Raw genomic sequence first — 26,102 nt, forward strand, 5'->3', positions numbered from 1 at the left:
ATTATGCTATTGACAACATAATAATCCAAGTATAGTATTATATTTAATTATGATAAAATGTTTACATGACATGAAAGGTGTGTTAATGGATGAAGGCGTTATTAATAGGTGGAACAGGAAGAATTAGTCTAGCTATTTCAAAGTTATTAATCAAAAAAGGATGGGATCTTTATTTACTTAATCGTGCTAATCGCTCAACTGAGCTTGAAAGTGCTAAAGTAAATTTTATAGTTTCTGATATTAATGATGAAGAAAAGGTACAAGGCTTATTAAGCGGAATGGAGTTTGACGTTGTAGCAGATTTTATAGCATTTACACCAAATCAACTAGAAAGAGATTACAGGCTATTTAAGGGTAAAACAAAGCAATTTATTTTTATAAGTTCAGCTTCAGCCTATCAAAAACCACTATGCGATTATAGAATTAACGAAGGCACACCACTTTCAAATCCTTACTGGGATTATTCTAGAAATAAGATTGCCTGCGAGGAATATTTAATTAAATTATATAGAGAAGAAGGATTCCCAATTACCATAGTTAGACCAAGTCATACATATGATGAACGTTCTATTCCATTTGCTGTTACTGGCAATAATGGAAGCTGGCAGGTTGCAAAAAGAATGTTAGAAGGAAAACCTGTTATTATTAATGGTGATGGAACATCATTATGGACTATGACTCATAATAGTGATTTTGCAAAAGGTTTTGTTGGATTAATGAGTAATATACATGCAATTGGTGAAGCAGTTCAAATAACTTCAGATGAGACCTTAACTTGGAATCAGATTTATCAAACAATAGCTGATGCTTTAGGTGTGAAATTGAATGCTTTTTACGTTTCATCAATGTTTTTAGATGCTTGTAGCAATCAAGATTTTAAGGGAGGTCTCATTGGAGATAAAGCCAATTCAGTTGTATTTGATAATTCAAAATTAAAACGTCTTGTACCAGAGTTTGTAGCTACAACACGATTTGATCAAGGAATAAGAAAAACAATTGAATATGTTTTAAAACATCCTGAGTGCCAGACTTTGGATAAAGAATTTGATAACTGGTGCGATAAGGTCATTTCAGTATTGAATAAAGCTGTTGAAGAAATAAATGATTAATAAAAGATAAGGTGCTACACGGCACTTTATTTTTTATTATATATATAAATTCTGATATTAAAGCAAATATGCATTACTAAATTTAAATAGTCATCTATATAATGATAATGAGGTGATTGTATTATGAGTTTTAAAGAAACATTTAAACAAATGAAAGCTGAAAAAGATAAAAAACTTCAGGAGAATATTGAGAAATTAGATGATGATGAATTAAAAGAGTTCAGCAAGTTGAAATATAAAACACACTTGCAATTAATTCTGGCAGGAGTTATATGCCTTATATTTGGAGTATTTATATCACCTTTATTACTGGTATCTGTCATATTTTTTGTATTAGGCTTTATATGGATGGGGACTCATTGGCAGCAAATAAAAGAAGAGTACGATAGTAAAAGGCACATTAATAGAAAATTTTAAGATAAACCTAAAAGCGCTTACTAAATAAGTAGGTGCTATTTTTTTATTCTTACGAGGAATTTATAATAAAGAAAATTTATATCCCTATACAAAAGCATATTTGTCATATACAATATAGTTTGAAATTATTTATAATTAGGAGTTTTATAAGATGAAATACTTTTTTGCACCATTAGAAGGTGTTACTGGATACATATATAGAAATGCATATCAAACTTTCTTTGGAGGAATTGATAAATACTTTATGCCCTTTATCTCACCAACTAAGAATAAAGGATTTACTTCTAGAGAATTGAATGATGTAATACCTGAACATAATCAAGGAATTCCTGTTATTCCTCAAATACTTACAAATAATTCCGAATATTTCATTTATACAGTAAATGAATTGATTAAATTTGGCTATGATGAGATTAATTTAAACTTAGGATGTCCATCTGGTACAGTTGTAGCTAAACATAAAGGCTCAGGATTTCTAGCACAAAGAAAGGAGCTTGATGAATTTTTAGAAGACATATTCTCAAAAACGTCAGTGAAAATTTCTATAAAAACAAGGATTGGAAAAGATTCTCCAGAAGAATTTTATGATTTGATTGAGATCTTTAACAAGTATCCTATAGAGGAACTTATTATTCATCCAAGAATACAAACAGACTTTTATAAAAACAGGCCCAATATGAAGGTATTTGATGATGCACTAGCATTAAGTAAAAATCCTGTTTGTTATAATGGCGACATTTTTAATATGAGCGACTATGAGAAATTAATAGAAAACCATCAATGTTTAGATAAAGTAATGTTAGGACGAGGACTTATTGCAAACCCAGCATTAATACGAGAAATAAAAAATAATCATAGTTTAAATAAACTGGAGCTGAAAGCTTTTCATGATACAGTTCTTAGAGGGTATAAAGAAATACTTCCTGGAGATAAGAATGTATTGTTTAAAATTAAAGAACTTTGGTTTTATATGATACATATGTTTGTAGAAAATGATAAATATGCAAAGAAAATAAGAAAGGCAGATAGATTAAGTGATTATGAAGTAATTGTAGCCAATCTATTTCAAGAACTTGATATAGATGAAACGCCTCTACGAGGATTTAAATGTAATTAATAATAAAATGCTTTAATTATTATAAAAATGATAGCAACTAATGGTATTGCTATCATTTAATTTGTGCTTCTAAATATAGTTTCCATATTTATATAAATGATAACAATGCTTTATTTATGATTATTTTTGTTAGAGATACGATCATTATCATGTTTATCTTCTTTAGTTCTGTCAGTATTGCTTTTATCATTCTTATTCTTATTATATTGAGAAGAACCCATAACTTTCACCACCTTACTTTAGTTTTATTATTTACGAAAAAAGGCCAGGATATTCATTCATTTTTATAGTGATAGAAATCCAAAAATATTAGCATAATGTTAAATGCATAGAATAAATAGTTCAAGATACAATTATTTTTTATAAATGGGGCCCTTACGAATTATATATTTTAGAATCTTTCTATTTTCCGAATTTTTGAGGAAAAAAGAGGATTTTTATATTGAAAAATTTAACCAATAATGATATTCTTAATTATATGATAAGTAATTTCATTTAGGAGGTGGCATTATTAATATTTGTAGTTTAAATCCAGGAGAAAAAGGAATAATTTCATCAATTAAAGGAGATTCAAAATTAATTAAAAGGTTATTTGCGTTAGGATGTATTGAAGGAACTGAAGTTGAGCTAAAGAGAGCAGCACCACTTGGAGATCCTGTTATTATAAATTTTAGAGGATTTGATTTGGCTATAAGAAAAAAAGATGCTAAAAACATTTTATTGAAAAGAGCATAGTGTTACAATATATTATTATGGATACAAAATCCAATTATTACCAGAGCGAGGGAGACGTAAAAAATGATCAATGTAGCATTACTTGGTAATCCCAATGTAGGAAAAACAACGTTATATAATGCGCTTACCGGTTCCAATCAATATGTTGGAAATTGGCCAGGCGTTACGGTAGATAAAAAAGAAGGTTTTCTTTTTGACGATATAAAAATAGTAGATTTGCCAGGAATATATGCCATGGATACATTCTCAAATGAAGAAAAAGTATCTAAGAGTTATTTAGAAGAAGGCAATGTGGATTTAATATTAAACATTGTAGATGCATCGAATCTCAATAGAAATTTATATCTTACCACCCAACTTAAGCAATTTAATATTCCAATTGTAATGGCACTAAATATGATTGATATTTCTGAAAGCAAGGGAATAACAATTGATTATGATAAGCTTTCTAAAGAATTGGATGTAGAAGTAATTCCTATCGTTGCAGGGAAAAATATAGGAATTAGTAAAATTAAAGAGCGATTAAAGAACGGTAATTTTAAAGAACCTTTAAATAATAAAAAATATAGGTTCTCTTCTGAGAAAGATGCATATATTTTTATAGAGGATGTATTAAAATCCTGTGTCACAAAAAGAGCTGAGAATCAAGAAACTATTACTGAAAAATTAGATAAGTTTATATTGCACCCATTTCTAGCATATCCAATTTTTTTGCTATTAATGGCTTTGATGTTTCAACTTACATTTGCGTGGATTGGACAACCTATTTCTGACTTGCTGGACAATATTTTAAATGAACTGATTATACCAGGAGCTAGAGAACTTCTTTCAGGTTCATCTCCATGGTTCAGTTCTCTTATAGTCGATGGAATAATTTCAGGAGTTGGAGGAATTATAGTATTATTGCCAATAATACTGGTTCTATTTATCTGCATAACCATACTAGAAGATAGTGGATATATGGCAAGAGTAGCATTTATGATGGATAAATTAATGAGAAAAATGGGACTTTCGGGAAAAGCATTCATTCCCATGATAATAGGCTTTGGATGTACTGTGCCAGCAATAATGACAGCAAGAACGTTAGAAAGTGAGAAAGATAGAAAGCTTACTGCACTTCTTGTTCCATTTATGTCGTGTAATGCAAGACTTCCGGTCTATACAGTTTTTGCAGCAGTATTTTTTAAATCACATAGAGGATTAGCAGTATCCTCCCTATATTTACTTGGAGTAATGGTTGCATTTTTACTTGGTATTTTATTTAAAAACACATATTTTAAGAAGGATGAAGAACCGTTTATAATTGAAATTCCAGAATATAAAATGCCCAAAGTTAATTCGGTTTATAAGCAGACATTGGATAAAGCCAGTGGCTTTTTAAAGAAAGCTTCAACTATTATCTTTGCAATGAGCGTATTAGTATGGTTTCTATCGAACTTTAATATTCATGGGATGGTTGATCAGGTTGATGATAGCATATTAGCATCGATTGGAAGTGTACTTGCACCGATATTTAAACCATTGGGCTTTGGAAATTGGCAGTCGGCAGTATCACTTCTTTCAGGACTATTAGCAAAGGAATCTGTTTTAGCTTCAATGCAGGTAATTTTCTCAGGAGATTTAGCAGTTGTTTTACCACTGCACTTTTCTACTATTTCTGCTTATGCTTTTTTAGTATTTGTATTACTGTATACTCCATGTATCTCTACAATTGGTACTATGCAAAAAGAATATGGAGCAAAGTTTACATTGTTTTCTGTACTTTTTCAATTAATCGTTGCATGGATTGCAGCATACTTTGTGTATAATGCAGGCGGTTTAATTATTAATTTGCTTCGCATGTATTTAAGAATAAATAATATGTTTTTTTGATATATGTAATTTAAAAATAACTTTATTAATTGTATATTTTTATTGATTTAAGAAGGTGATTTTAAATGTTAGAGATAACAATTACCATAGCTATTGTATTTATTGCAGGATGTATTATAGTTAAATCATTTAAGAATTCTTCAAAAGGCAAGTGTGATTGTGGTTGTAAAAATTGCAAAGCCAAAGAAACTTGCTCTAGTAAAAGCAATATTTCAATAAAGAAGTGAACTTAACACATGATATGTCTTGTATGAAATGCTAAGTATAAATACAGATAGAAACGATATTCCACTAAGATAATAAATATTTTAGTGGAATATTTTATTTTATTAGAAGATTTATAGTATAATAGCAAAATGAACATACTTTAACAAAAGATTACAAAGAATAGGAGTACATAAGATGACTTATAAAACACATTTAAATGGTGGGATATTAGCAGGGCTTTATATTATAGGCTCTAAGATTATAAATGTTCCTATAATACCTTCAATAATATTTTTAGGGGGAGCAGTACTAGGAAGTTTACTTCCTGACATTGATCATAAAAACAGCTATATTGGTAAAAAAACTAAAGGAGTATCTAAAACTATAAATAAGCTGGCAGGACATAGAAAATTATTTCACGCCCCGTTTTTATATTTGCTACTATATTCATTAAGCGTTGGCGCATCTTTGCAGGAATTAATACTGATTGGTTTGAAGGGGATTTTTATTGGTATACTATCGCATTTGATTTTAGATAGTTTTACGATTGGAGGACTTCCGTGGTTTTTCCCTTTAAGTAAGAAAAAATTTTCATTAGGGAATATTAAAACTAATAGTAAACTTGAAGAAATATTTTGCGGAATCTTACTTTTTACAAATGTAATTATAGTTCTAGACATATTTAAAATAACCTCAATCTTTACCTTTACACAACATTTTAGACAATAAATAAGAGCTGAATAAAATGAAGAATAGTTCATTTTATCCAGCTCTTATTAGTTTAGTACAACACATTAAAGAATACATATAACTCTATTAATATTATTTCATTAAATTTAAGTTGGATTTATTAGTATCCTTTAGCTCATTTATAGCCAATCCACAGTAGAGCAACGTAACCATATAAAATATAACCGAAAAATAATCAACATATATTCCAGCTATAAGCAATAAAGATTGAAGTAATAGCGGAAGTGTCATTGCGTAAAAACTTAACGTGCATGATCTGGAATAGTTTAATTTAACTTTCATAAGCGATCCTAGTAATAACGTAAGAGGTCCAAAAAATAAAAAAACTATAATCAAATTATCACAAAAATTAAATATTGGCTTAAATAACATGATAGTTATCGGCAAAATTATTTTTAATCCTGATAATTCGCTTAGAAAAACTTCATTATTTACATATAAACTATTGAAATCAGAAAATGAAGCATTTCCAATTGTTCTATAATTCTTTTTAACAAAAAATCCATTTGAATCAATGAATATACCATCCTTATAATTAGCTAAAACCGATGAATTCGTTTTTCCAGTAGTATCGACAATAATCATATAATAATTAGGTTTATCATCTTCTTCATCTGTTCCCACATCTTCCAAGCCAATAGATTCAGAAGTATCTCCTGTATCAGAAGTCTCAGAATTTAATAAAGTCATTTTATTAAATATAGATGCATACTCCGATACAAAATCAAATAAAAGATCTCCTGTATGTTTATAATAAATAGTTTCTTTAGAATCAACTGTTAATAAACCATCCTTAAGTTCAAAGTCAGGAGCAGTTTCAACAAGATTATTTTGCATAGTGGATATCTCCGAAGTAATTAACGCTACATCTTTGAAATTGGTTAGAGTCGAAAATATTAATGTAACTAAAAAAATATATAAGATTGATCTTCCTAATCCTTGCTTTAAAAAATCTTTATAGGCAGAAAAATCAAAAAAGCTATACGCAAATTTATGCCTAAATCCCAGTTTGGTTTCCAAAAAATGACCTCCTTAAATTCTGAAAAGATTAATTGTTTCTTGATAATTATAGCACATTACTTAAATAATGTAACAGAAAGTTTGCATATTAAAACGAAATATGGTATTATTGACCTTGTAAATTTCATATGGACAGTTCATTAAGACCATCCTGTCCTTAAACAAAACTAGGCATTTTAATTTTAGATTTAAGAGAATTTAAGGTTAATTTTGTGTTGCTAGTTTTTAGTCATGCAGAATTAGCTTTTTTTATTTCTTAGAAATTCATAATAAAGTTAAATCTGTTGATAACTTATTATGAGGAAGATATTCAATTAGGTTTATTATTAGATTTTATTATAATTACAAATAAATTAATTAATATACAATGAAGTAAGGAGAATTATATGTTTAAAATAAAAAGTGAAGTACAATTTGATATGGCCCATTATTTAAGTGGTTATAATGGTAAATGCTCAAATATTCATGGGCATAGATATAGATTAATTGTTAAGTTAAAGTCTAAAACATTACATTCAGATGGACAGCTTAGAGGGATGGTTGATGATTTTTCTAATTTTAAAGAGGCTTTAAAAGAAATTGCTGAAATATTTGACCATAAGCTTATTTTAGAGGACAATGAGGAAGGTAGAACTTTAGCTGATAAATTTAAAGAGCTTACGAACGATTTTAATACCTATTTTGTATCTTACAGGCCAACAGCAGAGGAAATGTCCAGGGATATTTTTAATAGGCTAAAGGAAAAAGGATTGCCTGTATGTGAAGTAGAATTGTTTGAAACTCCAAATAATAGCTGCATATATACAGAAGATTAATTGGAGGTATATAAAAATGTTTAATGTTATAGAAAAATTTCTATCAATAGATGGGGAAGGACCAACGGCAGGAGAAATTGCTACATTTATAAGATTTCAAGGCTGTAATTTAAGATGTTCTTGGTGTGATACTACTTATTCATGGGGTAGCGACAATATCTCAGAATTTTTAAGTATTGAAGAAATATACAATTACATAAAGGAAAATAAAGCAGTAAATGTTACTTTGACTGGTGGTGAACCACTTATTCAAGAAAATATAGATAAACTTTTAAGTATATTAAATTGTGATAATAATTTAAAGATACATATAGAAACTAATGGATCTGTGGATATAGAACCTTTTAAGAAAAAGCATTTAAATGATAATATAAGTTATATTATAGATTTCAAGTTACCAAGCAGTAAAATGACAGATAAAATGAACTTAAATAATTTAAAAGTTGTAGGCAAAAATGATGTTTATAAATTTGTAGTCGGCAGTCATGAAGATTTAAAAATGGCTTATGAAATAATTAAAGAATATGACTTGATATCTAAGTGCTTGGTTTATTTAAGTCCTGTTTCGGGAAATATAGATATGCAGGATATTGTTGAGTTTATGAAAGAAAATAAATTAAACAATGTCAAATTACAGGTACAGCTTCATAAAATTATTTGGAATAAGGATACAAGGGGAGTTTAAAAATATAGCTATCTCCAGATTCTACTCTATCAGTATATTTTATATTGTTTGAATAGAAATCGTCCTAGTAATTAAAAAATAAAACATGCGATTAGATTAGGTTATAATGTGAGGAGGCTTTAAAATGCCAAAGAAGATAGATACTAAAAAGATAGAGGAATGTATAAGAGAAATATTAATTGCATTGGGAGATGATCCAAACAGAGAGGGATTATTGGATACACCAAAAAGAGTTGCTAAAATGTATGAAGAAGTTTTTGAGGGAATGACACATACAAATGAAGAAATAGCAAAAATGTTTGGGACTACCTTTGAAAATGAAGATACAATTTCTGAAATTAATAATAATAACATGGTTGTAGTAAAAGATATACCAATACACAGTTACTGTGAGCATCACTTGGCGCTAATGTATAATATGAAAGTTTCTGTAGTTTATATACCTAAAGAAAAGATAATCGGACTTAGTAAGATTTCAAGAATAGCCGATATGGTTGGAAGGAGACTTCAGCTTCAAGAACGTATAGGAAGTGATATAGCAGAAATTGTTTCATTTGTTACAGGCAGCAACGATGTTGGTGTTCTTATTACTGGTGAACATGGATGCATGACTTCAAGAGGTATAAAAAAGCCTGGAACACTCACAACCACTACAACTTTTACTGGAAGTTTTAAAACTAATGATATGTTAAGGCAGGAAGCTATATTAATTATGAAATAACTAATTTGAAACTAAATAAATTGAAATATATAAAAGTTTGGGAGGAATTTAATATGAATAAGAAGGCGGTAGTTGTATTTAGCGGCGGACAAGATTCTACAACATGTTTATTTTGGGCACTTAGGGAATTTGATGAGGTAATTGCTGTTACTTTTAATTATAATCAGAAGCATAAGAAAGAAATAGAATGTGCAACTGATATAGCTAAAGAATTAGGTATAGAGCATCATATATTAGATATGGGATTACTTAATCAATTAGCACCAAATGCGCTTACAAGAGATGATATAGAAATAAAAGCTGGTGAAAATGGTTCACTGCCATCAACTTTCGTTGAAGGACGTAATATGCTATTTTTAACTTTCGCAGGAGTACTTGCAAAAGTTAAGGGAGCACGACACATTGTAACTGGAGTATGCGAAACAGATTTTAGCGGATATCCTGACTGCAGAGATGTATTTATAAAGTCTCTTAATGTCACTTTGAATTTAGCCATGGATTATGAGTTCGTAGTTCACACGCCTTTAATGTGGATTGACAAAGCTGCAACATGGAAAATGGCAGATGAATTTGGAAAATTAGATTATATAAGAGAAAAAACTCTTACTTGTTATAATGGCATAATCGGAGATGGTTGTGGAGAATGCCCAGCGTGTAAGCTTAGACAAAGAGGATTAGAACATTATTTAGAGAGTAGGAAAAAATAATAAGTAAAAAATAACTTTTGCATAAAATTTTATTTAAAGGAGAAGAACAATGAGTGAAAGCGGAAGAAAATCAAAGGAACTTGAAGGATTATCACTTCTGGGAAACCAAGGAACAAAATATGATTATGGCTATAATCCTGGCGTATTAGAGGTTTTTGAGAATAAACATCCTGATAATGATTATTTTGTAAAATTTAATTGCCCAGAATTTACAAGTCTTTGTCCAATAACAGGCCAGCCTGATTTTGCTACAATTTATATTAGCTATATACCAAATATAAAAATGGTAGAAAGCAAGTCTTTAAAACTATATTTATTTAGTTTTAGAAACCATGGAGACTTTCATGAAGATTGTATGAATATAATCATGAAGGATTTAATAAAACTTATGGATCCTAGATATATAGAAGTTTGGGGTAAATTTACTCCAAGAGGTGGTATAAGCATAGATCCATATTGCAATTATGGAATGAAGGGTACAAAATATGAAGAAATGGCAAACTATAGAATGATGAATCATGATATGTATCCAGAAAAAGTAGACAACAGATAATTAAAACAGTTTACATTTCATACTTCACGGTTTACAGTTATAGAAGAAAAGTCTATGACTTTTCTTAATATATAAATTTATCTAATTATCATTAAGTGAAAATTTATTTATATTAGTACACTTAATTATAGATACATTTTTCAAACTCCTTTGGAGTTTGTTCATAAACTGTAAATTGTTAATTGTACATTGTTAACTGAATAAAGGTGGTTTTAAAAATTGAGTAAGGTTATTGTTATAGGCGCAGGCCCAGCAGGTATGATGGCTGCACTACATGCAGCAAAAAAACATGAGGTAATATTACTAGATGGTAATGAGAAACTTGGAAGAAAGCTTTTTATTACTGGTAAAGGAAGATGTAATGTAACTAACGCAAAGGATATATCAGAATTTTTTGATTATATTCCTGGTAATCCACATTTTCTATATAGTTCATTGTATAGTTTTACTAATAATGACACTATGGATTTTTTTGCAAATGAAGGAATTAAATTAAAGATTGAACGTGGTGATAGAGTTTTTCCTGAGTCTGATAAATCTTCAGATATAATAAAAGGTTTGGCTAATGCTTTAAGTAGAACAAATGTAAAAATTAAATTAAATTCAAGAGTAACAAATATAAAATTAAAAAATAAAATAATAACAGGTCTTGAAATAAACAATAAAGAGACTTTAAGTGGAGATTATTATATTATAGCAACAGGTGGAGCGTCGTATCCTCTTACAGGATCAAGAGGTGAAGGTCAAAAATTTGCGCAAATGCTAGGACATAATATTGTTCCATTAACTCCAGCATTAGTTCCAATTGAAATTGTAGATGCTAAAACTAAAGAACTCATGGGATTATCTTTAAAGAATGTGGAAGTAACTGTTAAAGAAAATGATAAAAAGGTTATCTATAAGAATTTTGGCGAAATGCTATTTACACATTTTGGAGTTTCTGGTCCTATTATATTAAGCGGCAGCAGGTTCATAGAAAAAGGTAAAAGCTATAGATTATATATTGATTTAAAGCCGGGTTTAAATCTAGGTGAATTAGATAAGCGTATTCAAAAGGATTTTAATAAGTATATTAATAAAGACTTCAAGAATTCTTTAGATGATCTTTTACCTCAGAAATTAATACCTATGATCATTAATATATCTGGAATTTCAGAAAATAAAAAAGTAAATGAGATAACTAAAGACGAAAGAAAAAATTTGGTTAAATCAATAAAGGAACTAGCTTTTGATATAAAGGGCTTAAGGCCAATTGATGAAGCTATTGTGACTTCAGGAGGAGTAGATGTAAAAGAAATTGATCCTTCAACAATGAAATCCAAAATAATCGAAAATCTTTCATTTGCAGGAGAAGTAATGGATGTAGATGCTTTTACAGGTGGATATAATGTTCAGATTGCTTTTTCGACAGGCTTTATTGCTGGAACTAATATTTAGCAAGATAAAAATATTTTCTTGTTTGAATTGATAAAAAATTATATAATCTTATAGTAGACGTAAATTATGGGATACAGAAATGAGGAGAACGATTTGAAAATTTCAGTAGCAATAGACGGACCAGCAGGAGCAGGGAAAAGTACTATAGCAAAATTAGTTGGTAAGAGATATAATCTAATGTATATAAATACAGGAGCAATGTACAGGGCGGTAGCATTAAAATCAAAAAAAAATAACTTGCAGCCAGAAAATGTTGATGAAATTTGCACTCTGATAAAGGAAATGGAAATGCATTTTGAAAATGATGATTTAATATTAAATGGTGAAAATGTACAAGATAAAATAACAACACCAGAAATAAGTAGTATCGTATCAAATTATGCCAGCATTCCGGAGATTAGGGCTATACTTGTTAAACTTCAACAGGAGATGTCAAATAAATTTGATGTAATTATGGATGGAAGAGATATCGGGACAGTTGTTTTAAAAGATGCAAGTTTCAAGTTCTTTTTAACAGCAAGTCCAGAAGAAAGAGCTAAAAGAAGATTTAATGAATTACATGCTAAAAACATAGAATGCTCATATGATCAAATTTTAAAGGGCATAATAGATAGAGATTATATTGATACCCACAGAGCTGCTGATCCTTTAAGAAAAGCTGACGATGCCATAGAAATAGACACTACTAGTCTAGATATTGATGGGGTTGTGAATGCAATTACTGAATACATAAGAAAAGAAAACTAGCAAGGAGGCTACGATGCGTGAAGTTGTTTTAGCTCAAAATGCAGGATTTTGTTTTGGAGTTCAAAGAGCTGTAGATGAGGCCATTAAAATTCAAGAAGAACATAATAAAAAAATTTATACTTTAGGACCATTAATACATAATAATGATGTTGTAAAGTATCTAGAAAGCAATAATATTTTTTCTATAGAATTTGAAGATATAGGTAGACTGGGTAAAGGTGACGTAATCGTTATAAGATCTCATGGTGTATCTGAGGCGATTATAGATGCACTTGAAAAAAAGGAATTAACTGTTATAAATGCTACATGTCCTTTTGTAGCGAATATTCAAAAAAAAGTTAAGAAATATTCAAAAGAGGGATATCATATAGTAATATTAGGAGATAAAAATCATCCAGAAGTTATAGGTATAAACGGATGGTGTGATGATAAAGCCATTATAACCAAGGATGGTACCTTTGAAGATAAAGTACCACATAAGGTGTGTCTAGTAGCTCAAACTACTGAGAAATTAAAAAATTGGGAAGAAACTTTAAGAAATTTAAGTTGTGTAAATGAAGTAGTAGCCTTTAATACTATTTGTGCAGCAACAGATGTCAGACAAAAAAGTGCAAGTAAAATCTCAAAAGAAACAGATGCTATGATAGTAATTGGCGGAAAAAATAGTTCAAATACAACTAAATTATATCAAATCGCCAAAGAAAATTGTGAAAATACAATTCACATTGAAAATGCAAAAGATCTGCCAGAAAATTTAATAAAAAATAATAATATTAAAAAAATAGGAGTTACAGCTGGTGCATCAACACCAGATTGGATTATTAGGGAGGTACTAGATATTATGAATACAGAAAATAATAATTTTGAAGATCAATTATCATTAATGAACGAATTAGACAAGAGATTTGCTATTGGGGATGAAGTTCAAGGAGAAATACTTTCAAAAACTAGAGATTCTATTTTAGTTTCACTTGTAGGATATAAATCAGATGGGATTATTCCTTTTTCTGAATTATCAGCCAAAGAAGATCCTATAACACTTTCTGAAAAGCTTAATGTTGGAGATAATATTACAGCGAAGGTAATAAAATTACAAAATAGCGATGGATATGTAGTATTATCAAGATTGGAATATGAAAGAGAAGAGGCTTTTAAGGAACTTGAAGAAATGTTTGCGAAAAACAGTACTTTTGAAGTTAGTATAAAAGAAGCTAAGGAAAAAGGTTTAATTGCTGATTATAAAGGTGTTAGAATCTTTGTACCAGCATCTCAGATCGATATAAGGTTTACTGAGGATAAAAATCAATTCGTAGGGAAAAACCTAGAAGTAAAGTTAATAGATTTTTCTCTAAAAAATCCAGTGAAAATAGTGGCATCAAGAAGAATCATTTTAGAAGTAGCAAAAGATGCGGAAGATTCTAAGGCTTGGGAGAAATTCAACCTTGGTGATATTGTAAAAGGTGAAGTAAAAAGATTTACAAACTTTGGCGCATTTGTTGAAGTAAATGGTATAGATGGACTATTACATTTATCTCAAATATCTTGGAATCATGTTAAAAATGTAAGTGATGTACTTAAAGAAGGTCAAATAATTGATGTTAAGATAATAGGTCTTGATAAGGAAGCAAAAAAATTATCTTTAAGCATGAAAGAACTTATGCCTAAGCCATGGGAAAATGTTAAAGAAAAATATCCTGAAGAATCAATAGTGCTTGGAAAAGTTGTAAGACTTAATGATTTTGGAGCATTTGTTGAATTAGAACCGGGTGTAGATGGATTAGTTCATATTTCTAAGATTTCACACAGCAGAATAGAACATCCATCAGAAGTATTAAAGGTTGGTCAAGAAATTAAAGCAAAAATTTTAAGTGTTGATGAAGAAAATAAGAGAATAAGCCTAAGTATAAAAGATATTTAATTTGTAGAAAGAAGGAAGATATTCCTTCTTTTTTATTTATATGTATGACATCCTGGAAATTTGAAGTATAATTGTATTACGCTAAAATGATTAATACGATTCTTATATATAGGAAGGAGAGCAAGAATATGAAAAAGAATAAAGTTACAAATATAAGAACTTTAGTGGAAACTAAATTTTTAAAATTATATGAAGCAGAATATGAAAATAAAGTTGGTAATACTAGAACTTGGACTATTGCTTCAAGGAAAGATAAGGATACTATTCAAAAGAATTTTTTTGAGAAGAAGGAAGATAATGTAGATGCTGTAATAATTGCAGCCTTTCATAAAGAGAAAAAGAAATTAGTCATAATAAAACAGTTCAGAATACCAATTAATGATTATATTTATGAATTAACTGCAGGTCTTATTGATCCAGGAGAAGATGCTAATAGTACGATTAGTAGAGAATTGATGGAAGAAACAGGTTTAAAATTAGTAAATATAATCAAAAATAAAGGTAAGGAAAAAGTATATGTATCACCTGGCATGACTGATGAATCATTAGCTTTTGTATATTGCATCTGTGAAGGCGAAATAAGCGATGAACATTTAGAAGACGATGAATGTATTGAAGCAATATTAGTTTCTCAGGAAGAAGCTAAGAAGCTTATACAAAGCAATGAAAAGTTTGATATTAAATGTTTTTTACTTCTTCAAAGTTTTGCATTAATAGGAGAAAAATTATTTGAAGAATAATATAACCGCAAAAAAGAGATCCTATATGTGAATTAAAATGATCACATATAGGATCTCTTAATATTTGAATTAATGCATAAATGAATTTGCAATAAAATATAACAAGAAAATTAGTGGAGTAATATACATGGATATTGATAGCTGCTTATCTTTTTTATTACACAATTTGCAGATAGGATAAAGTATAAATCCAAAGGCAATTCCATCTATAATACTATATGTTAGCGGTATAGAAATTATAGTAATAAAACTCGGAATGAGTTCACTAAAATCATCAAAATTTAAATTTCTTAGATTTTGAGCCATTAAACATCCAAGAATAATAAGTATTGGTGCTATTGCTGCATTTGGAATTAGTGAAATTAATGGTATAAAGAATATTGATACTAAAAACAAAATTCCAGCAGCTAAAGATGTAAGTCCTGTTTTACCACCAGCTGATATCCCAGCAGTTCCTTCTACAGCAGAAACAGTTGGACTAGATCCCAAAAGCGCAGAGGTTATAGTAGAAAACGATACTGCAATCAAAGCTCTTGAAGCTGCTTCGGATCTTTTTAGCATTCCTGCAACCTGACTTTGGATAATTCCTATATTTTCAAAAACTAGTACTAGCGTTAATGAAAAAGTTCCTATCCAAAATTTAATTTTCCCAAGAGAAGCAAAATCTAAATGGAAAAAGATGTCCTTATAGTTATTAAAGTCTGGCATGGAATAAGTTACATTATGAATATCGATAATTCCAAAGCAAACAGAAATCATTGTCCCTAAAATAATAGAAATTAGAAAACTCCCTGGTACTTTCTTTAGAAATAGCACAAGTGCTAATATCATAATAATAATGAATGCTAATACTTCTGGACTCGTAAGATCCCCCAGCTTAAGTAATGTGGTCGTATCCGAAACTATTAATTTAGATTTTTGAAGCCCAATAAACGTGATAAAAAGTCCTATACCTATGGTAATAGATTCTTTCAAATTATCAGGTATAGCTCTTACCAAAATGGTACTTAATGGGGTTATTGCAATAATTACAAATAGAATTCCTGCAATAAACACCGAGGTTAAGGCCTCGTAAAAGGAAAGACCTAAAGTTTGTACTAATGTGTAAGTAAATAGTGCATTAATGCCCATACCAGGCACTATGATTAGAGGTGTGTTACTTATAAAAGCAACTAAAAGACAGCCTATGACAGAAGTAAAAACTGTAGCAATTATTAATGGATTAATATTCATTCCAGAATCACTTAATATACTTGCATTTACAATAATAATGTAAGCTGCTGCAAAAAATGATGTAAGCGCCGCAAGCATTTCACTTCTAAATGTGACATTGTTTTCTTGTAATTTAAATAATTTTTTCATCCTTTCAACTCAACTTTCAAATCTCCCTCACCCACCCGCATAAAACGCAATTAATATTATAACATCATTTAGTAATGTGTCAATAACATTTCCACTTATTCTTATAGTATAGATGAATAGATAGATTGATATTTGGAATTGGATAGTTAAAGTGCTATAATATAGTTTAATATTTTAAATTATAAAAGCAATTTGCAATAAAACAATTATTGGGAGGCAAGAAGATGTATACAAATTCAGAAAACATGAGAAAAGCTAATATAATGATAAACTCATTATGCATTTTTACTAAGCTTAAAGAAGATGAAGTGATAAAAAAGTATAAAATACTTCTAGATTATCTAAGTACAGACAAAATAGAAATAACGACCGCTATAAGCATATATAATGATTTCGCTTATGGATTGTTAAATAAAACTTATGGAAGCTCTTTAAAGAAGTATATTGTAGATTTAATGTTTCTAGAAAGCAATCCATTTACAGATATGATTGATCGTAATGATTTAGGCAATGATGGTATTATAGCTCAAGTTTCATACGAGCTATGCGCCCTTCAATTTATAAGTGGTATTAAAACTGAGAGTATAAAAGAAGAAATTTTACATAAAACTAATCCTTTAGATTTTGAAGAAGATATTGTTAAAAATCTAATTACTTTTGATAAGGAGATATTACACTGTAATAGCAAGAAAGCAATTGATAAATTAAAAGTTAGTATTTTAAGCTCAGAAAAGTGGGATAAATGTCTTGAAAGCATTATGACATTTTATAAACAATATGGAACAGGAGAATTTGGACATTATAGAGCCTTTGTCTGGGAGCATGAGGATAATAATGAATATTTAAGAGGTATAGAAACACCAGATCCTATAAGATTAAAAGATTTAGTAGGGTATGAAGATCAAAAGGATATAATAATTGATAATACAAGACAATTTTTAAATGGTTATCCAGCCAATAATCTTTTGTTATACGGCTCAAGAGGTACTGGGAAATCATCAACTGTTAAAGCTATAACAAATGAATTCTATGATGAGGGTTTAAGACTTATAGAAGTAGATAAAAATAAGCTTGCTGATTTTACAAAGATAATACGAATACTAAAGAACAAAAATTTGAAATTTATAATATTTGTAGATGATTTAGTATTTGAAGAAGGAGAGGCGAGCTATTCAGCACTAAAGACTATTTTAGAAGGCGGTGTTGAAAATAGATCTAATAACATATTAATTTATGCAACTACAAATAGAAAGCATCTAGTAAAGGAAACCTTCAGTGAAAGAGCAGGAGACGATGTACATGCTAATGATGCAATAGAAGAAAAGCTCTCATTAGCAGATAGATTTGGAATTACTGTATCATTCTATTCACCTGATCAAAAGGAATATTTAAAAATAGTTAATGGAATAGTTGAAGCAAGGGGAATTGAAGTCGATAAGGAATATCTTCGCGCTGAAGCACTAAAATGGGTAATGTGGTATAATGCACGTTCCCCAAGAACTGCTATACAATTTGTAAATTGGCTTGAGGGTAAATTGAATACCAAGTAATAATTTCTTTTTAATTTATTAATATAGAAATAGAAGGATAACCTCCTTCTATTTTTTTATTTTATAGACCCTTTTATTTTTAAAATCATGCTTGTATTATTATACTCTCTATAAAAGGCATACATAACTTTGCTCTCCTAACTAATAATATAAATTAGAAAGGAGATGATGCAATTGTCCAAAAACAAAAAAGATAAGTTAATTTTACAAACTGGTGAATTGTCTCAAAGTAAAGTTAAATCTTACGTTGAAAGAGAGCGTGATGATTTAAGAACAAAAAGAGTTTCTAGAGGCAAAGATATAACCGTAAATAATAAATATTAAGAACATACAAACATTAAACAACTGCTTAATTTAAAATATGATTGTAACACATATTTTAAGTCTATGCAGTTGTTCTGTTATTTTTAAATTTATGCTAGTATATATAATTTTATGAAAGTATGCTAATATATAAATAAATAGGGGATTAAATCAGAAAATTCAACAATTCGATTAATGGAAGGAAAAGAGCTAATGGCAACAAATAGAAGCGCACCAGAAAATTTTTATTATGATAATGCTGAAAAGACTAATAAAAATTTTATTTATAAAAATCTTAAAAGAAGTAAATGTTATAATTGTAATTTTTCAAATTCAAATTTTGATTACGCTAGTTTAAGAGGAGCTCACTTTAAAAAATGTAATTTTTTTAGATGCAGTTTTAAAGGCTCTGAATTTATTGGTTCAAATTTAAAAGGTTGTAAATTTAAAGAAGCAAAATTTGAAGATACTATATTTGAAGGAGTTAATTTAGATGGAGTAGATTTTAAAGATGCATCATTTAAAAATACCTTTTTTGTAGGCTGCGACTTATCTGAGGCTAAAAATATAAGTGAAGCTAAAAATGGAATTCGTATTTTTGACGAAATGCCTGATATTAATATAGATGAAGATTTAGAAAAACTAGTGCTTGGACTAATGGATAATGAATTTATTAAAAAGTCAAGAATCTTTGATACAAAGGATGGAAAGATAAATACATTGACAATGATGATTTTAGGCGAAAAGTTTGATGAGAATACTTTAAGTGAAGGGCTTAACTATATTAAGTATGAGATAGATAGAGATTTTTACACACTTAGTTATGTTATTAGATTAATTCAAAATATGTAAATATCATATTTTTCAGTATAAAATATCTAAGGGGATGAATTTTATGAATGAAAAATCAAATGAGAAGAAAATATCTCTTACGGAAGAGCAAGCATCAAGAGCAGCAGAGACTTTAATAAATGCATGGCTTAGAAATGATGATACTACTACATATGTACCTAAAGATAATAATAAAAAATAATAAAATTTTAAGATGAGTAAATTTAAAGAGTAGCAGTTTTTTGTTAAAATACTTCTACTCTTTAAAATTTAAACATAATTATAAATTCACCATTATATAAAATTGAGGTAAAACTTTAATTGTAAAAATAAACTTGTAATTTATCAATATAATTTGAATATTTTATTATAACACTAATAAATTATAATTAATGTTTTTGGAGGAAATATTAAAATGAAGAATAATAATCTTGCAAAAACAACAAAGAATTATTCCTTAAATACTCTAAAAATAGAAAGCAAAAATACTATAGATTATAAAATATATACTCCAGAAATAATGAAAAAATACAAATATGATTTTAAAATGATACTAAGATTTACAAATGATAAAGATAAAACTAAATTTATTATGTACAATAAAGTGAAGAAATGGTTTAAAAACGAAAAAATAGTGAATGTAAGCATGGAAAGAATATTTATTAAATCTAAACTTGGTTCGTATACTAGTGGCGGTTGCGGAATTGGAGCCTCATTCTTTGCTGGATTAATAGCAAGTGGCTTGTTTTCATATATGGATGATTATATAAGGAAACTAGGTCCATTCTTTTTTGTAATGTATTTTGTGCTAGTTTTATGCTTCGGTGTAAAAATTCTTTCTGATGAAGATAAGAATGTAGAAATGTATAATATGTTTCTAGAGGTATTAAATAATCTAGATTATGATAAAAATGAAAAACTAGGATAATATAAATACGGATAAAACTAAGCATTAGTGCACAATATATTGTTGTGAAAGGAAGTGTTATTATGAGTAATATGAGTAATGAATCAGAAAATAACTTTAAAAATTTTCAAAGCTTAAATTCAGTATCGACTAAGCATAGTAATTTAAACAGTAAATGTTCCACAGGCAGCCGAAGTGTCAATTCAAATCAAAAGAGTGCTGGAGATAATGAGTGGAGTTCTGTACCACGTACTTATGATAAAGATGAATCTACTCGTAAAAATGAAAAAAGTGAAGGAAATAATCAATGGACTTCGACCTCAAAATAGTAGTTTTACTATAATATAATACTACTTTAACTAAAAAAGGAGTGTGGATATTATGAGTAATGTAAATAAAGGACATACTACTAATAAGATGAATGATAATTATATTGATTATCAAGGAGGATATATTTCATATGATCCAAATGCATTAACTGAACATTATACAGTTAAAGGGTTTGAAGGAAAAATCAAAAAGCCACAAGTTTCTAAAAGCAGATGGTGTTAGAAAATATTAGCGCAAAATAGTTCTTGTTGCTAGATAAAATATTTTGCTTCCTTCAATTTTATGAAGGAAGCATTTTTTCCTAGTGTATTTAGTATATTATATTAAACAAAATTTATACTGGGACTTACTACTTATATTTCTTTTAATATTTTAACGTAAAATTAATATGCTATTAAGCTATACAGGAAGTTGACTATACTTATTATAAGAATTATAATTTATTTATAACTGGGTGAAATGAGGAAATATTATGGTCTTTTTAGAAAAATTATCTTTTTTTAATATAGAGCATTTTAGGAGTTTGTATAAGACAAGTGAAGATGCTTATATATGCGATAAAAATTTTTTTGAAATTTATGATGATGAATCATTTATAATAAAATATCTTATAAGAAAACAAATTAAATTATTTAAGTTTAAGGATGAGTATATAGGGTACATTTGGTATGAAAATCCGTCTAATAAAGAATTCTCCAATATTTATGCAATTTATTTAAAGGATGAGTATATGGACTTGATTAGTAGTAAAATATTATCTTTTTTTAATATTAATGCTTTTAAGTTTGATATGTTAGCTAATTCAAAAGCATCTTATATAATGAAGAAATTGAACTTTAATGTAAATTCCAAACATATATTAATGAAGTTAAGAACAAGTAATCAATGTAATGGATTTAATAATAACAGATGTGTATTTAAACATTTTGTAGAAGGACAGGATGAAGAGTTGAGATGTAAAATCCAAAATTCGGTTTTTAGTGAAAAGAATAGAATTCCATTAACTGTAGAAGACGTTTGTAGAGAAGAGGACGAAGATTATTATTTAAGCGGTTTTGGAGTTTTTGTTTGCAACACTAATGGACAAGCCGTTGGATATGGTCAGGTTATTTTAAATAAAGGTTTATATACAATTGTTAATGTTGGGATACTTGATGGATATAGGCAAAAGGGATATGGAGAAAAGCTTGTTAGATATTTAATTGATCTTTGTCATAAAAATTCTATTAAAAATGTATACATTAGAGTTGAAAAGAGTAATGAAAAGGCGTTGTCTTTATATAATAAAATTGGATTTAAAGAACATCAATCTTTTATAAGTTGGTATAAAGACATTCACTAGAATATAAAGCGGGGCTATATAGTAATGTATAGCCCCTTAATCATCTATATAATTCAACTCTTTCTTTTGTAATTATAATTTGATATAATACAATGGAACTTGATTTTTAAACGGAGGAACAATAATGAACTTTGATATAGAACAATTAACTAATGAAAAAATTAATGATGAAAGAAAATTCTTCTTTATACAAACATATGGATGTCAAATGAATGAAGAAGATTCAGAAAAACTTTCAGGTATGCTTAAAATAATGGGATATGAAAGCACAGAAAATAGAGATGAAGCATCTATAATAATATTTAATACTTGTTGCGTTAGAGAAAATGCAGAAAATAAGGTTTTTGGTAACCTTGGAGCATTAAAAAAGCAAAAAGAAAAAAATCCAGATTTAGTTATAGGTATTTGTGGATGCATGATGCAGCAAAAAGGAATGGCAGACGAAATCTTAAAGAAATTTCCTTATGTTAACATAATATTCGGTACTCACAATTCGTATAAATTCCCTGAATATCTAAACAGAGTAAAAACTGAGGGTGTACAAATTAAGGAAATTATTAATAAGGAGACAGAAATAGTAGAAGGAATTCCTATAGATAGAAAAAGTGACGTTAAAGGATTTGTAACTATAATGTACGGATGTAATAATTTTTGTACATACTGTATAGTGCCTTATGTTAGAGGCAGAGAAAGAAGCAGAAAATCTGAAGATATAATAAACGAAATTAAAGAGATGGTTGCAAATGGTTATAAAGAAGTAACTCTTTTAGGTCAAAATGTTAATTCATATGGAAAGGGATCAGATGAAAATATAACTTTTGCTGATCTTTTAAGAAAAGTAAATGAAATAGAAGGTATTGAAAGAATTAGATTTATGACTTCTCATCCTAAGGATTTAACTTTAGATGTAGTTTATGCTATAAGAGATTGCGATAAAGTTTGCGAGCAAATTCATTTGCCAGTACAAAGTGGATCAAACAGAATTTTAAAAGAAATGAATAGGCATTACACTAAAGAGCAATATATTGAATTAGCTAAAAAGATAAGAGAAGAAATTCCAGATGTAACTTTCTCTACAGATATAATTGTAGGTTTCCCAGGGGAAACTGAAGAAGACTTTAATGAGACACTGGAGTTAGCTAAAGAAGTTCAATATGATGCTGCATTCACATTTATTTATTCAAGGAGGAACCATACTCCAGCAGACAAAATGGAAAACCAAATTGCTGACGATGTTAAGCATGAAAGATTCAACAGGCTAGTAGAGGTTGTAAATAGTGGTATTGCAAAAGGGAACAAGGAAGCAGAAGGAAAAACTTACGAAGTTCTAGTTGAAGGCACTAGTAAAAATGATGAGTCAAAATTAATGGGTAGAACCAGAAATGGTAGACTTGTAAATTTTGAAGGCGGGGAAGACCTAATAGGAAAATTAGCAAATGTAAAAATAGTTAAGGCAAATTCGTTCTCATTAATTGGAGAAGTGATATAGAAAAGTAAATTAAAATCGTCTGAGTAAGTTTTTAAGTAAAATATAAACTTACTCAGACGATTTATTGTTTTTTTAAGCAATATGGGTAGCATTTATTTCATATATTATTATATTATTGAATCGGGGTAAGTCATAATAATAGGAGAGTAGTGGATTGCTTAAAAAATTCACTTTTTCTTTATTAATCTAATATATTGAGTCTTTGAAGATAACACGAAAAAATCTCCTTCTAACAACATATATAATCTTATTTGTTGTGCAAATTATTTTTATTTAATTATATCTACAAATGAGCAAGAGATCACTTTAGTAAGTTCGTTTGGATTCATTTCAATTTGAGCTCCTATTTTACCACCGCTAAATACAATTGTATCAAACAAAAGTGCGTCTTCATGTATAAAAGTCTTAAAAACTTTTTTCATTCCAAGTGGGGAACATCCACCTCTAATGTAACCTGTAATTTTATTTATATCTTTAACGTGAATCATTTCGATACTTTTTTCACCAGCTGCCTTTCCGGCTTTCTTCATATCTAATTCTTCACTCACTGGGATAACAAAAACATAGAATTCTTTAGAATGACCTTGCGTTACTAAAGTTTTAAACACCTGATTAACATCTTTATCTATTTTATGCGCAACTGCAACTCCATCTATTTTACCATCTTTATTTTCATAGCTATGAGTTGAATATGTTATTTGATTGCTATCCAAAAGTCTCATCGCATTAGTTTTAGATTCTTTAGCCATATGTATAAAAGTCCTCCTTGAATGTTAAAATATTACTTAGTATATTATATCACATAATGCTATAGTAATTTCTGTGTATTAATAGAATCTTTCATGATAAATATAGTATTCTAATTAAATATAGTATTCTAATAAAGATATACTAAAAGTAAATAATATATGTATTTTTCATAGATATTAATTAACAGTCAAATAACAAACATAAAATTTTAAAGTAAATTAAAAGTAAGTTTCTTAACACAAAGTGATTTTCAAATTTTAAATTTTGTCAGAATCCATATTAAAATCAAAGGCGTATGAATCGAGGTAAATAAGTTTGTTATAACATATGATCTGAATGATTGTTTGATATAAAATAATTGATATTTTTTATTTAAAATAAGCTTGGCAAATAATATTTAAAAATTTACAGCTTAAAAATTATACATTAATAAATTAAAAGTATAAAAAATAAAGAAAAAATCTCAAATATTATTTCGCTAAATATACATTTAGCGAAATAATTGCATTAATTTATGAAATTTGATATAATATTTTTAAATTAGTACAAAGTTCCAGCTATAAAGCTACTTATTTGTTTTATAGCAAACGTTTGTTGCTTTTTAATTTATAAAAACACAGGTGAAAATATGAAATATGATATTCAAGTTCTTCAAAATAATAATTTACCAGAAAGTTTAGTTGATTTTTTAAATTACTTAGAAACGATCAGAAGCACATCAATAAATACCATAGATGGTTACAGAATTGATTTAACTGTATTCTTTAGATTTATGATGATCTATAAAGGCAAGGTGAACTCTGAATCTATAGAATTTGAGGACATAGATATAAGCGTTATAGATTCAGAGTTTTTAAAAGCCATAAAGCTTAGGGATTTATATGCTTTTCTCTCCTTCACAGAAAAATATAGAGATAACAGCTCCTATGCTAGAGCTAGAAAGGTTGCAACTTTAAAGTCTTTTTTTAAATTTCTTTTCGGAAAAGCAAAAATAATTACTGAAAATCCAGCTTTAGAATTAGAATCTCCTAAAATAAATAAACGTCATCCAGTATATCTTACCTTAAATCAAAGCATTCATCTTTTAGAATCTTTGAATAAGGAAGATAAGAATTATCACAGAGATTATTGCATACTAACTTTCTTCCTAAATTGCGGAATGAGACTTTCGGAACTCTGCAGCATTCAACTTGATAAAATCAGAGATGATACACTTACTATTATAGGTAAAGGTAATAAAGAAAGAACTGTTTATTTAAATGATGCGTGTCTAAAGGCCTTAGCAAATTATCTAAAGGTTAGAAATGATTCAAAGGCATCTTCGGATAATAAAAAATTTCTTTTCTTATCTTCTAGAAATGTTCCAATAAATAAACGAACTGTTGAAATTATGATAAAAAAACATATAACTAATGCCGGATTAACTGATGATAAATACACCCCTCATAAATTACGTCATACAGCTGCTACTTTAATGTATAAGTACGGAAATGTAGATATAAGAAGTTTGCAGAGCATTCTAGGACATACTAATATCTCAACTACACAAATTTATACTCATGTTGATGATGATTCATTAAGAGATGCTGTAAAATCAAATCCGCTTTCAAAATTATAAAAAATCATATAGTTGAGCAATGTTATAACGACCGAGAATTTAGGATAACTCTCCTATCTACTCTCTCCTA

Annotated in this window: 29 protein-coding genes; 26 read left to right on the top strand and 3 right to left on the bottom strand. The window is 28.5% G+C overall.

Annotation, left to right across the window (positions count from 1 at the left end; all coding sequences use genetic code 11):
- The first annotated feature begins 89 nt into the window (after nt 1-89).
- From CLOBL_RS03535 to CLOBL_RS03565, 7 genes are all read left to right on the top strand, one after another.
- The gene (locus tag CLOBL_RS03535; RefSeq protein WP_077857756.1) at nt 90-1,109 is read left to right on the top strand and encodes an SDR family oxidoreductase; all 1,020 of its coding nucleotides are present in this window, start codon (nt 90-92) and stop codon (nt 1,107-1,109) included.
- Nucleotides 1,110-1,232: 123 nt separating this feature from the next.
- The gene (locus tag CLOBL_RS03540; protein WP_077857757.1) at nt 1,233-1,526 is read left to right on the top strand and encodes a hypothetical protein; all 294 of its coding nucleotides are present in this window, start codon (nt 1,233-1,235) and stop codon (nt 1,524-1,526) included.
- A 151-nt stretch (nt 1,527-1,677) separates the two neighbouring features.
- Nucleotides 1,678-2,643, top strand: a complete 966-nt coding sequence (locus CLOBL_RS03545) for a tRNA-dihydrouridine synthase family protein (RefSeq protein ID WP_077857758.1) — start codon at nt 1,678-1,680, stop codon at nt 2,641-2,643.
- A 510-nt stretch (nt 2,644-3,153) separates the two neighbouring features.
- Nucleotides 3,154-3,378: a ferrous iron transport protein A gene (locus tag CLOBL_RS03550; protein ID WP_009170700.1), complete on the top strand. Its 225-nt coding sequence runs from the start codon at nt 3,154-3,156 to the stop codon at nt 3,376-3,378.
- Between the two features lie 63 nt (nt 3,379-3,441).
- Nucleotides 3,442-5,250, top strand: a complete 1,809-nt coding sequence (gene feoB, locus CLOBL_RS03555) for a ferrous iron transport protein B (RefSeq protein WP_077857759.1) — start codon at nt 3,442-3,444, stop codon at nt 5,248-5,250.
- Between the two features lie 65 nt (nt 5,251-5,315).
- Nucleotides 5,316-5,477 (top strand): FeoB-associated Cys-rich membrane protein, encoded by a 162-nt coding sequence (locus CLOBL_RS03560; protein ID WP_009170698.1) that lies wholly within the window; start codon nt 5,316-5,318, stop codon nt 5,475-5,477.
- 175 nt (nt 5,478-5,652) lie between these two features.
- On the top strand, nt 5,653-6,186 hold the full coding sequence (locus tag CLOBL_RS03565) for a metal-dependent hydrolase (protein WP_077857760.1): 534 nt from the start codon (nt 5,653-5,655) through the stop codon (nt 6,184-6,186).
- Between the two features lie 93 nt (nt 6,187-6,279).
- On the opposite strand, the gene CLOBL_RS03570 is transcribed toward CLOBL_RS03565, so the two are convergent.
- Nucleotides 6,280-7,227 carry a DUF1189 domain-containing protein gene (locus CLOBL_RS03570; RefSeq protein ID WP_077857761.1) on the bottom strand — a complete coding sequence of 316 codons (948 nt, stop codon included), beginning with the start codon at nt 7,225-7,227 and terminating at the stop codon, nt 6,280-6,282.
- Nucleotides 7,228-7,613: 386 nt separating this feature from the next.
- On the opposite strand from CLOBL_RS03570, the gene CLOBL_RS03575 reads away from it, so the two are divergent.
- The 9 genes from CLOBL_RS03575 to CLOBL_RS03615 all read left to right on the top strand — a co-directional run bounded on the left by CLOBL_RS03575 (nt 7,614) and on the right by CLOBL_RS03615 (nt 15,550).
- Nucleotides 7,614-8,042, top strand: coding sequence for a 6-carboxytetrahydropterin synthase (locus CLOBL_RS03575; RefSeq protein ID WP_077857762.1), 429 nt, complete (start codon nt 7,614-7,616; stop codon nt 8,040-8,042).
- A 16-nt stretch (nt 8,043-8,058) separates the two neighbouring features.
- Nucleotides 8,059-8,727, top strand: a complete 669-nt coding sequence (gene queE / locus CLOBL_RS03580; protein WP_077857763.1) for a putative 7-carboxy-7-deazaguanine synthase QueE — start codon at nt 8,059-8,061, stop codon at nt 8,725-8,727.
- A gap of 124 nt (nt 8,728-8,851) precedes the next feature.
- Nucleotides 8,852-9,448 carry a GTP cyclohydrolase I FolE gene (gene folE, locus CLOBL_RS03585; protein ID WP_077857764.1) on the top strand — a complete coding sequence of 199 codons (597 nt, stop codon included), beginning with the start codon at nt 8,852-8,854 and terminating at the stop codon, nt 9,446-9,448.
- Nucleotides 9,449-9,501: 53 nt separating this feature from the next.
- Nucleotides 9,502-10,155, top strand: coding sequence for a 7-cyano-7-deazaguanine synthase QueC (gene queC, locus CLOBL_RS03590; RefSeq protein WP_077857765.1), 654 nt, complete (start codon nt 9,502-9,504; stop codon nt 10,153-10,155).
- 49 nt (nt 10,156-10,204) lie between these two features.
- On the top strand, nt 10,205-10,708 hold the full coding sequence (gene queF / locus CLOBL_RS03595) for a preQ(1) synthase (protein WP_009170691.1): 504 nt from the start codon (nt 10,205-10,207) through the stop codon (nt 10,706-10,708).
- Between the two features lie 219 nt (nt 10,709-10,927).
- A complete protein-coding gene (locus CLOBL_RS03600) occupies nt 10,928-12,145 on the top strand; it encodes an NAD(P)/FAD-dependent oxidoreductase (protein WP_009170690.1) in 1,218 nt (405 codons plus the stop codon).
- Nucleotides 12,146-12,238: 93 nt separating this feature from the next.
- On the top strand, nt 12,239-12,892 hold the full coding sequence (gene cmk / locus CLOBL_RS03605; protein WP_077857805.1) for a (d)CMP kinase: 654 nt from the start codon (nt 12,239-12,241) through the stop codon (nt 12,890-12,892).
- Between the two features lie 13 nt (nt 12,893-12,905).
- Nucleotides 12,906-14,810 carry a bifunctional 4-hydroxy-3-methylbut-2-enyl diphosphate reductase/30S ribosomal protein S1 gene (locus tag CLOBL_RS03610; RefSeq protein WP_077857766.1) on the top strand — a complete coding sequence of 635 codons (1,905 nt, stop codon included), beginning with the start codon at nt 12,906-12,908 and terminating at the stop codon, nt 14,808-14,810.
- A gap of 128 nt (nt 14,811-14,938) precedes the next feature.
- Nucleotides 14,939-15,550, top strand: coding sequence for an NUDIX hydrolase (locus tag CLOBL_RS03615; protein WP_077857767.1), 612 nt, complete (start codon nt 14,939-14,941; stop codon nt 15,548-15,550).
- Nucleotides 15,551-15,619: 69 nt separating this feature from the next.
- Here CLOBL_RS03615 and CLOBL_RS03620 read toward each other — a convergent pair whose 3' ends face one another.
- Nucleotides 15,620-16,912 carry an NCS2 family permease gene (locus CLOBL_RS03620; protein ID WP_077857768.1) on the bottom strand — a complete coding sequence of 431 codons (1,293 nt, stop codon included), beginning with the start codon at nt 16,910-16,912 and terminating at the stop codon, nt 15,620-15,622.
- A gap of 224 nt (nt 16,913-17,136) precedes the next feature.
- Here CLOBL_RS03620 and CLOBL_RS03625 point away from each other — a divergent pair, with 224 nt between their 5' ends.
- The 9 genes from CLOBL_RS03625 to miaB all read left to right on the top strand — a co-directional run bounded on the left by CLOBL_RS03625 (nt 17,137) and on the right by miaB (nt 23,664).
- The gene (locus CLOBL_RS03625; protein WP_077857769.1) at nt 17,137-18,462 is read left to right on the top strand and encodes an ATP-binding protein; all 1,326 of its coding nucleotides are present in this window, start codon (nt 17,137-17,139) and stop codon (nt 18,460-18,462) included.
- A 174-nt stretch (nt 18,463-18,636) separates the two neighbouring features.
- On the top strand, nt 18,637-18,786 hold the full coding sequence (locus CLOBL_RS27830) for a hypothetical protein (RefSeq protein WP_179117674.1): 150 nt from the start codon (nt 18,637-18,639) through the stop codon (nt 18,784-18,786).
- Nucleotides 18,787-18,978: 192 nt separating this feature from the next.
- Nucleotides 18,979-19,617: a pentapeptide repeat-containing protein gene (locus CLOBL_RS03630; protein WP_009170683.1), complete on the top strand. Its 639-nt coding sequence runs from the start codon at nt 18,979-18,981 to the stop codon at nt 19,615-19,617.
- Nucleotides 19,618-19,660: 43 nt separating this feature from the next.
- On the top strand, nt 19,661-19,798 hold the full coding sequence (locus tag CLOBL_RS27835; protein WP_179117675.1) for a hypothetical protein: 138 nt from the start codon (nt 19,661-19,663) through the stop codon (nt 19,796-19,798).
- 213 nt (nt 19,799-20,011) lie between these two features.
- Nucleotides 20,012-20,524 carry a hypothetical protein gene (locus tag CLOBL_RS03635; RefSeq protein WP_009170681.1) on the top strand — a complete coding sequence of 171 codons (513 nt, stop codon included), beginning with the start codon at nt 20,012-20,014 and terminating at the stop codon, nt 20,522-20,524.
- A gap of 62 nt (nt 20,525-20,586) precedes the next feature.
- Nucleotides 20,587-20,832, top strand: a complete 246-nt coding sequence (locus tag CLOBL_RS03640; protein ID WP_242953781.1) for a hypothetical protein — start codon at nt 20,587-20,589, stop codon at nt 20,830-20,832.
- A 52-nt stretch (nt 20,833-20,884) separates the two neighbouring features.
- Nucleotides 20,885-21,055 carry a hypothetical protein gene (locus CLOBL_RS27840; protein WP_009170679.1) on the top strand — a complete coding sequence of 57 codons (171 nt, stop codon included), beginning with the start codon at nt 20,885-20,887 and terminating at the stop codon, nt 21,053-21,055.
- Between the two features lie 250 nt (nt 21,056-21,305).
- Entirely contained in the window at nt 21,306-22,175 is an 870-nt protein-coding gene (locus tag CLOBL_RS03645; RefSeq protein WP_077857770.1) for a GNAT family N-acetyltransferase, read from the top strand.
- Between the two features lie 124 nt (nt 22,176-22,299).
- Complete coding sequence (gene miaB / locus CLOBL_RS03650) at nt 22,300-23,664, top strand: tRNA (N6-isopentenyl adenosine(37)-C2)-methylthiotransferase MiaB (protein ID WP_077857771.1); 1,365 nt, start codon at nt 22,300-22,302, stop codon at nt 23,662-23,664.
- 269 nt (nt 23,665-23,933) lie between these two features.
- On the opposite strand, the gene ybaK is transcribed toward miaB, so the two are convergent.
- Nucleotides 23,934-24,413, bottom strand: a complete 480-nt coding sequence (gene ybaK, locus CLOBL_RS03655) for a Cys-tRNA(Pro) deacylase (RefSeq protein ID WP_077857772.1) — start codon at nt 24,411-24,413, stop codon at nt 23,934-23,936.
- A gap of 629 nt (nt 24,414-25,042) precedes the next feature.
- Between ybaK and CLOBL_RS03660 the strand changes: the two genes are divergently transcribed.
- Complete coding sequence (locus tag CLOBL_RS03660) at nt 25,043-26,032, top strand: tyrosine recombinase XerC (protein ID WP_009170675.1); 990 nt, start codon at nt 25,043-25,045, stop codon at nt 26,030-26,032.
- Nucleotides 26,033-26,102 lie beyond the last annotated feature (70 nt).

It is taken from the genome of Clostridium sp. BL-8, assembly GCF_002006495.1.
Lineage (GTDB): Bacteria > Bacillota > Clostridia > Clostridiales > Clostridiaceae > Clostridium.

Excerpts from the sequence above, each read along its gene's own strand:
- CLOBL_RS03575 (WP_077857762.1), top strand. The coding sequence starts at position 7,614 with ATGTTTAAAATAAAAAGTGAAGTACAATTTGATATGGCCCATTATTTA.
- CLOBL_RS03560 (WP_009170698.1), top strand. The coding sequence starts at position 5,316 with ATGTTAGAGATAACAATTACCATAGCTATTGTATTTATTGCAGGATGT.
- CLOBL_RS03635 (WP_009170681.1), top strand. The coding sequence starts at position 20,012 with ATGAAGAATAATAATCTTGCAAAAACAACAAAGAATTATTCCTTAAAT.
- CLOBL_RS03535 (WP_077857756.1), top strand. The coding sequence starts at position 90 with ATGAAGGCGTTATTAATAGGTGGAACAGGAAGAATTAGTCTAGCTATT.
- miaB (WP_077857771.1), top strand. The coding sequence starts at position 22,300 with ATGAACTTTGATATAGAACAATTAACTAATGAAAAAATTAATGATGAA.
- CLOBL_RS27840 (WP_009170679.1), top strand. The coding sequence starts at position 20,885 with ATGAGTAATGTAAATAAAGGACATACTACTAATAAGATGAATGATAAT.
- ybaK (WP_077857772.1), bottom strand. The coding sequence starts at position 24,413 with ATGGCTAAAGAATCTAAAACTAATGCGATGAGACTTTTGGATAGCAAT.
- feoB (WP_077857759.1), top strand. The coding sequence starts at position 3,442 with ATGATCAATGTAGCATTACTTGGTAATCCCAATGTAGGAAAAACAACG.
- queC (WP_077857765.1), top strand. The coding sequence starts at position 9,502 with ATGAATAAGAAGGCGGTAGTTGTATTTAGCGGCGGACAAGATTCTACA.
- folE (WP_077857764.1), top strand. The coding sequence starts at position 8,852 with ATGCCAAAGAAGATAGATACTAAAAAGATAGAGGAATGTATAAGAGAA.
- CLOBL_RS03565 (WP_077857760.1), top strand. The coding sequence starts at position 5,653 with ATGACTTATAAAACACATTTAAATGGTGGGATATTAGCAGGGCTTTAT.
- CLOBL_RS03610 (WP_077857766.1), top strand. The coding sequence starts at position 12,906 with ATGCGTGAAGTTGTTTTAGCTCAAAATGCAGGATTTTGTTTTGGAGTT.
- CLOBL_RS03540 (WP_077857757.1), top strand. The coding sequence starts at position 1,233 with ATGAGTTTTAAAGAAACATTTAAACAAATGAAAGCTGAAAAAGATAAA.
- CLOBL_RS03645 (WP_077857770.1), top strand. The coding sequence starts at position 21,306 with ATGGTCTTTTTAGAAAAATTATCTTTTTTTAATATAGAGCATTTTAGG.
- CLOBL_RS03545 (WP_077857758.1), top strand. The coding sequence starts at position 1,678 with ATGAAATACTTTTTTGCACCATTAGAAGGTGTTACTGGATACATATAT.
- CLOBL_RS03640 (WP_242953781.1), top strand. The coding sequence starts at position 20,587 with ATGAGTAATATGAGTAATGAATCAGAAAATAACTTTAAAAATTTTCAA.
- CLOBL_RS03620 (WP_077857768.1), bottom strand. The coding sequence starts at position 16,912 with ATGAAAAAATTATTTAAATTACAAGAAAACAATGTCACATTTAGAAGT.
- CLOBL_RS27835 (WP_179117675.1), top strand. The coding sequence starts at position 19,661 with ATGAATGAAAAATCAAATGAGAAGAAAATATCTCTTACGGAAGAGCAA.
- CLOBL_RS03625 (WP_077857769.1), top strand. The coding sequence starts at position 17,137 with ATGTATACAAATTCAGAAAACATGAGAAAAGCTAATATAATGATAAAC.
- queE (WP_077857763.1), top strand. The coding sequence starts at position 8,059 with ATGTTTAATGTTATAGAAAAATTTCTATCAATAGATGGGGAAGGACCA.
- CLOBL_RS03630 (WP_009170683.1), top strand. The coding sequence starts at position 18,979 with ATGGCAACAAATAGAAGCGCACCAGAAAATTTTTATTATGATAATGCT.
- queF (WP_009170691.1), top strand. The coding sequence starts at position 10,205 with ATGAGTGAAAGCGGAAGAAAATCAAAGGAACTTGAAGGATTATCACTT.
- CLOBL_RS03615 (WP_077857767.1), top strand. The coding sequence starts at position 14,939 with ATGAAAAAGAATAAAGTTACAAATATAAGAACTTTAGTGGAAACTAAA.
- CLOBL_RS03660 (WP_009170675.1), top strand. The coding sequence starts at position 25,043 with ATGAAATATGATATTCAAGTTCTTCAAAATAATAATTTACCAGAAAGT.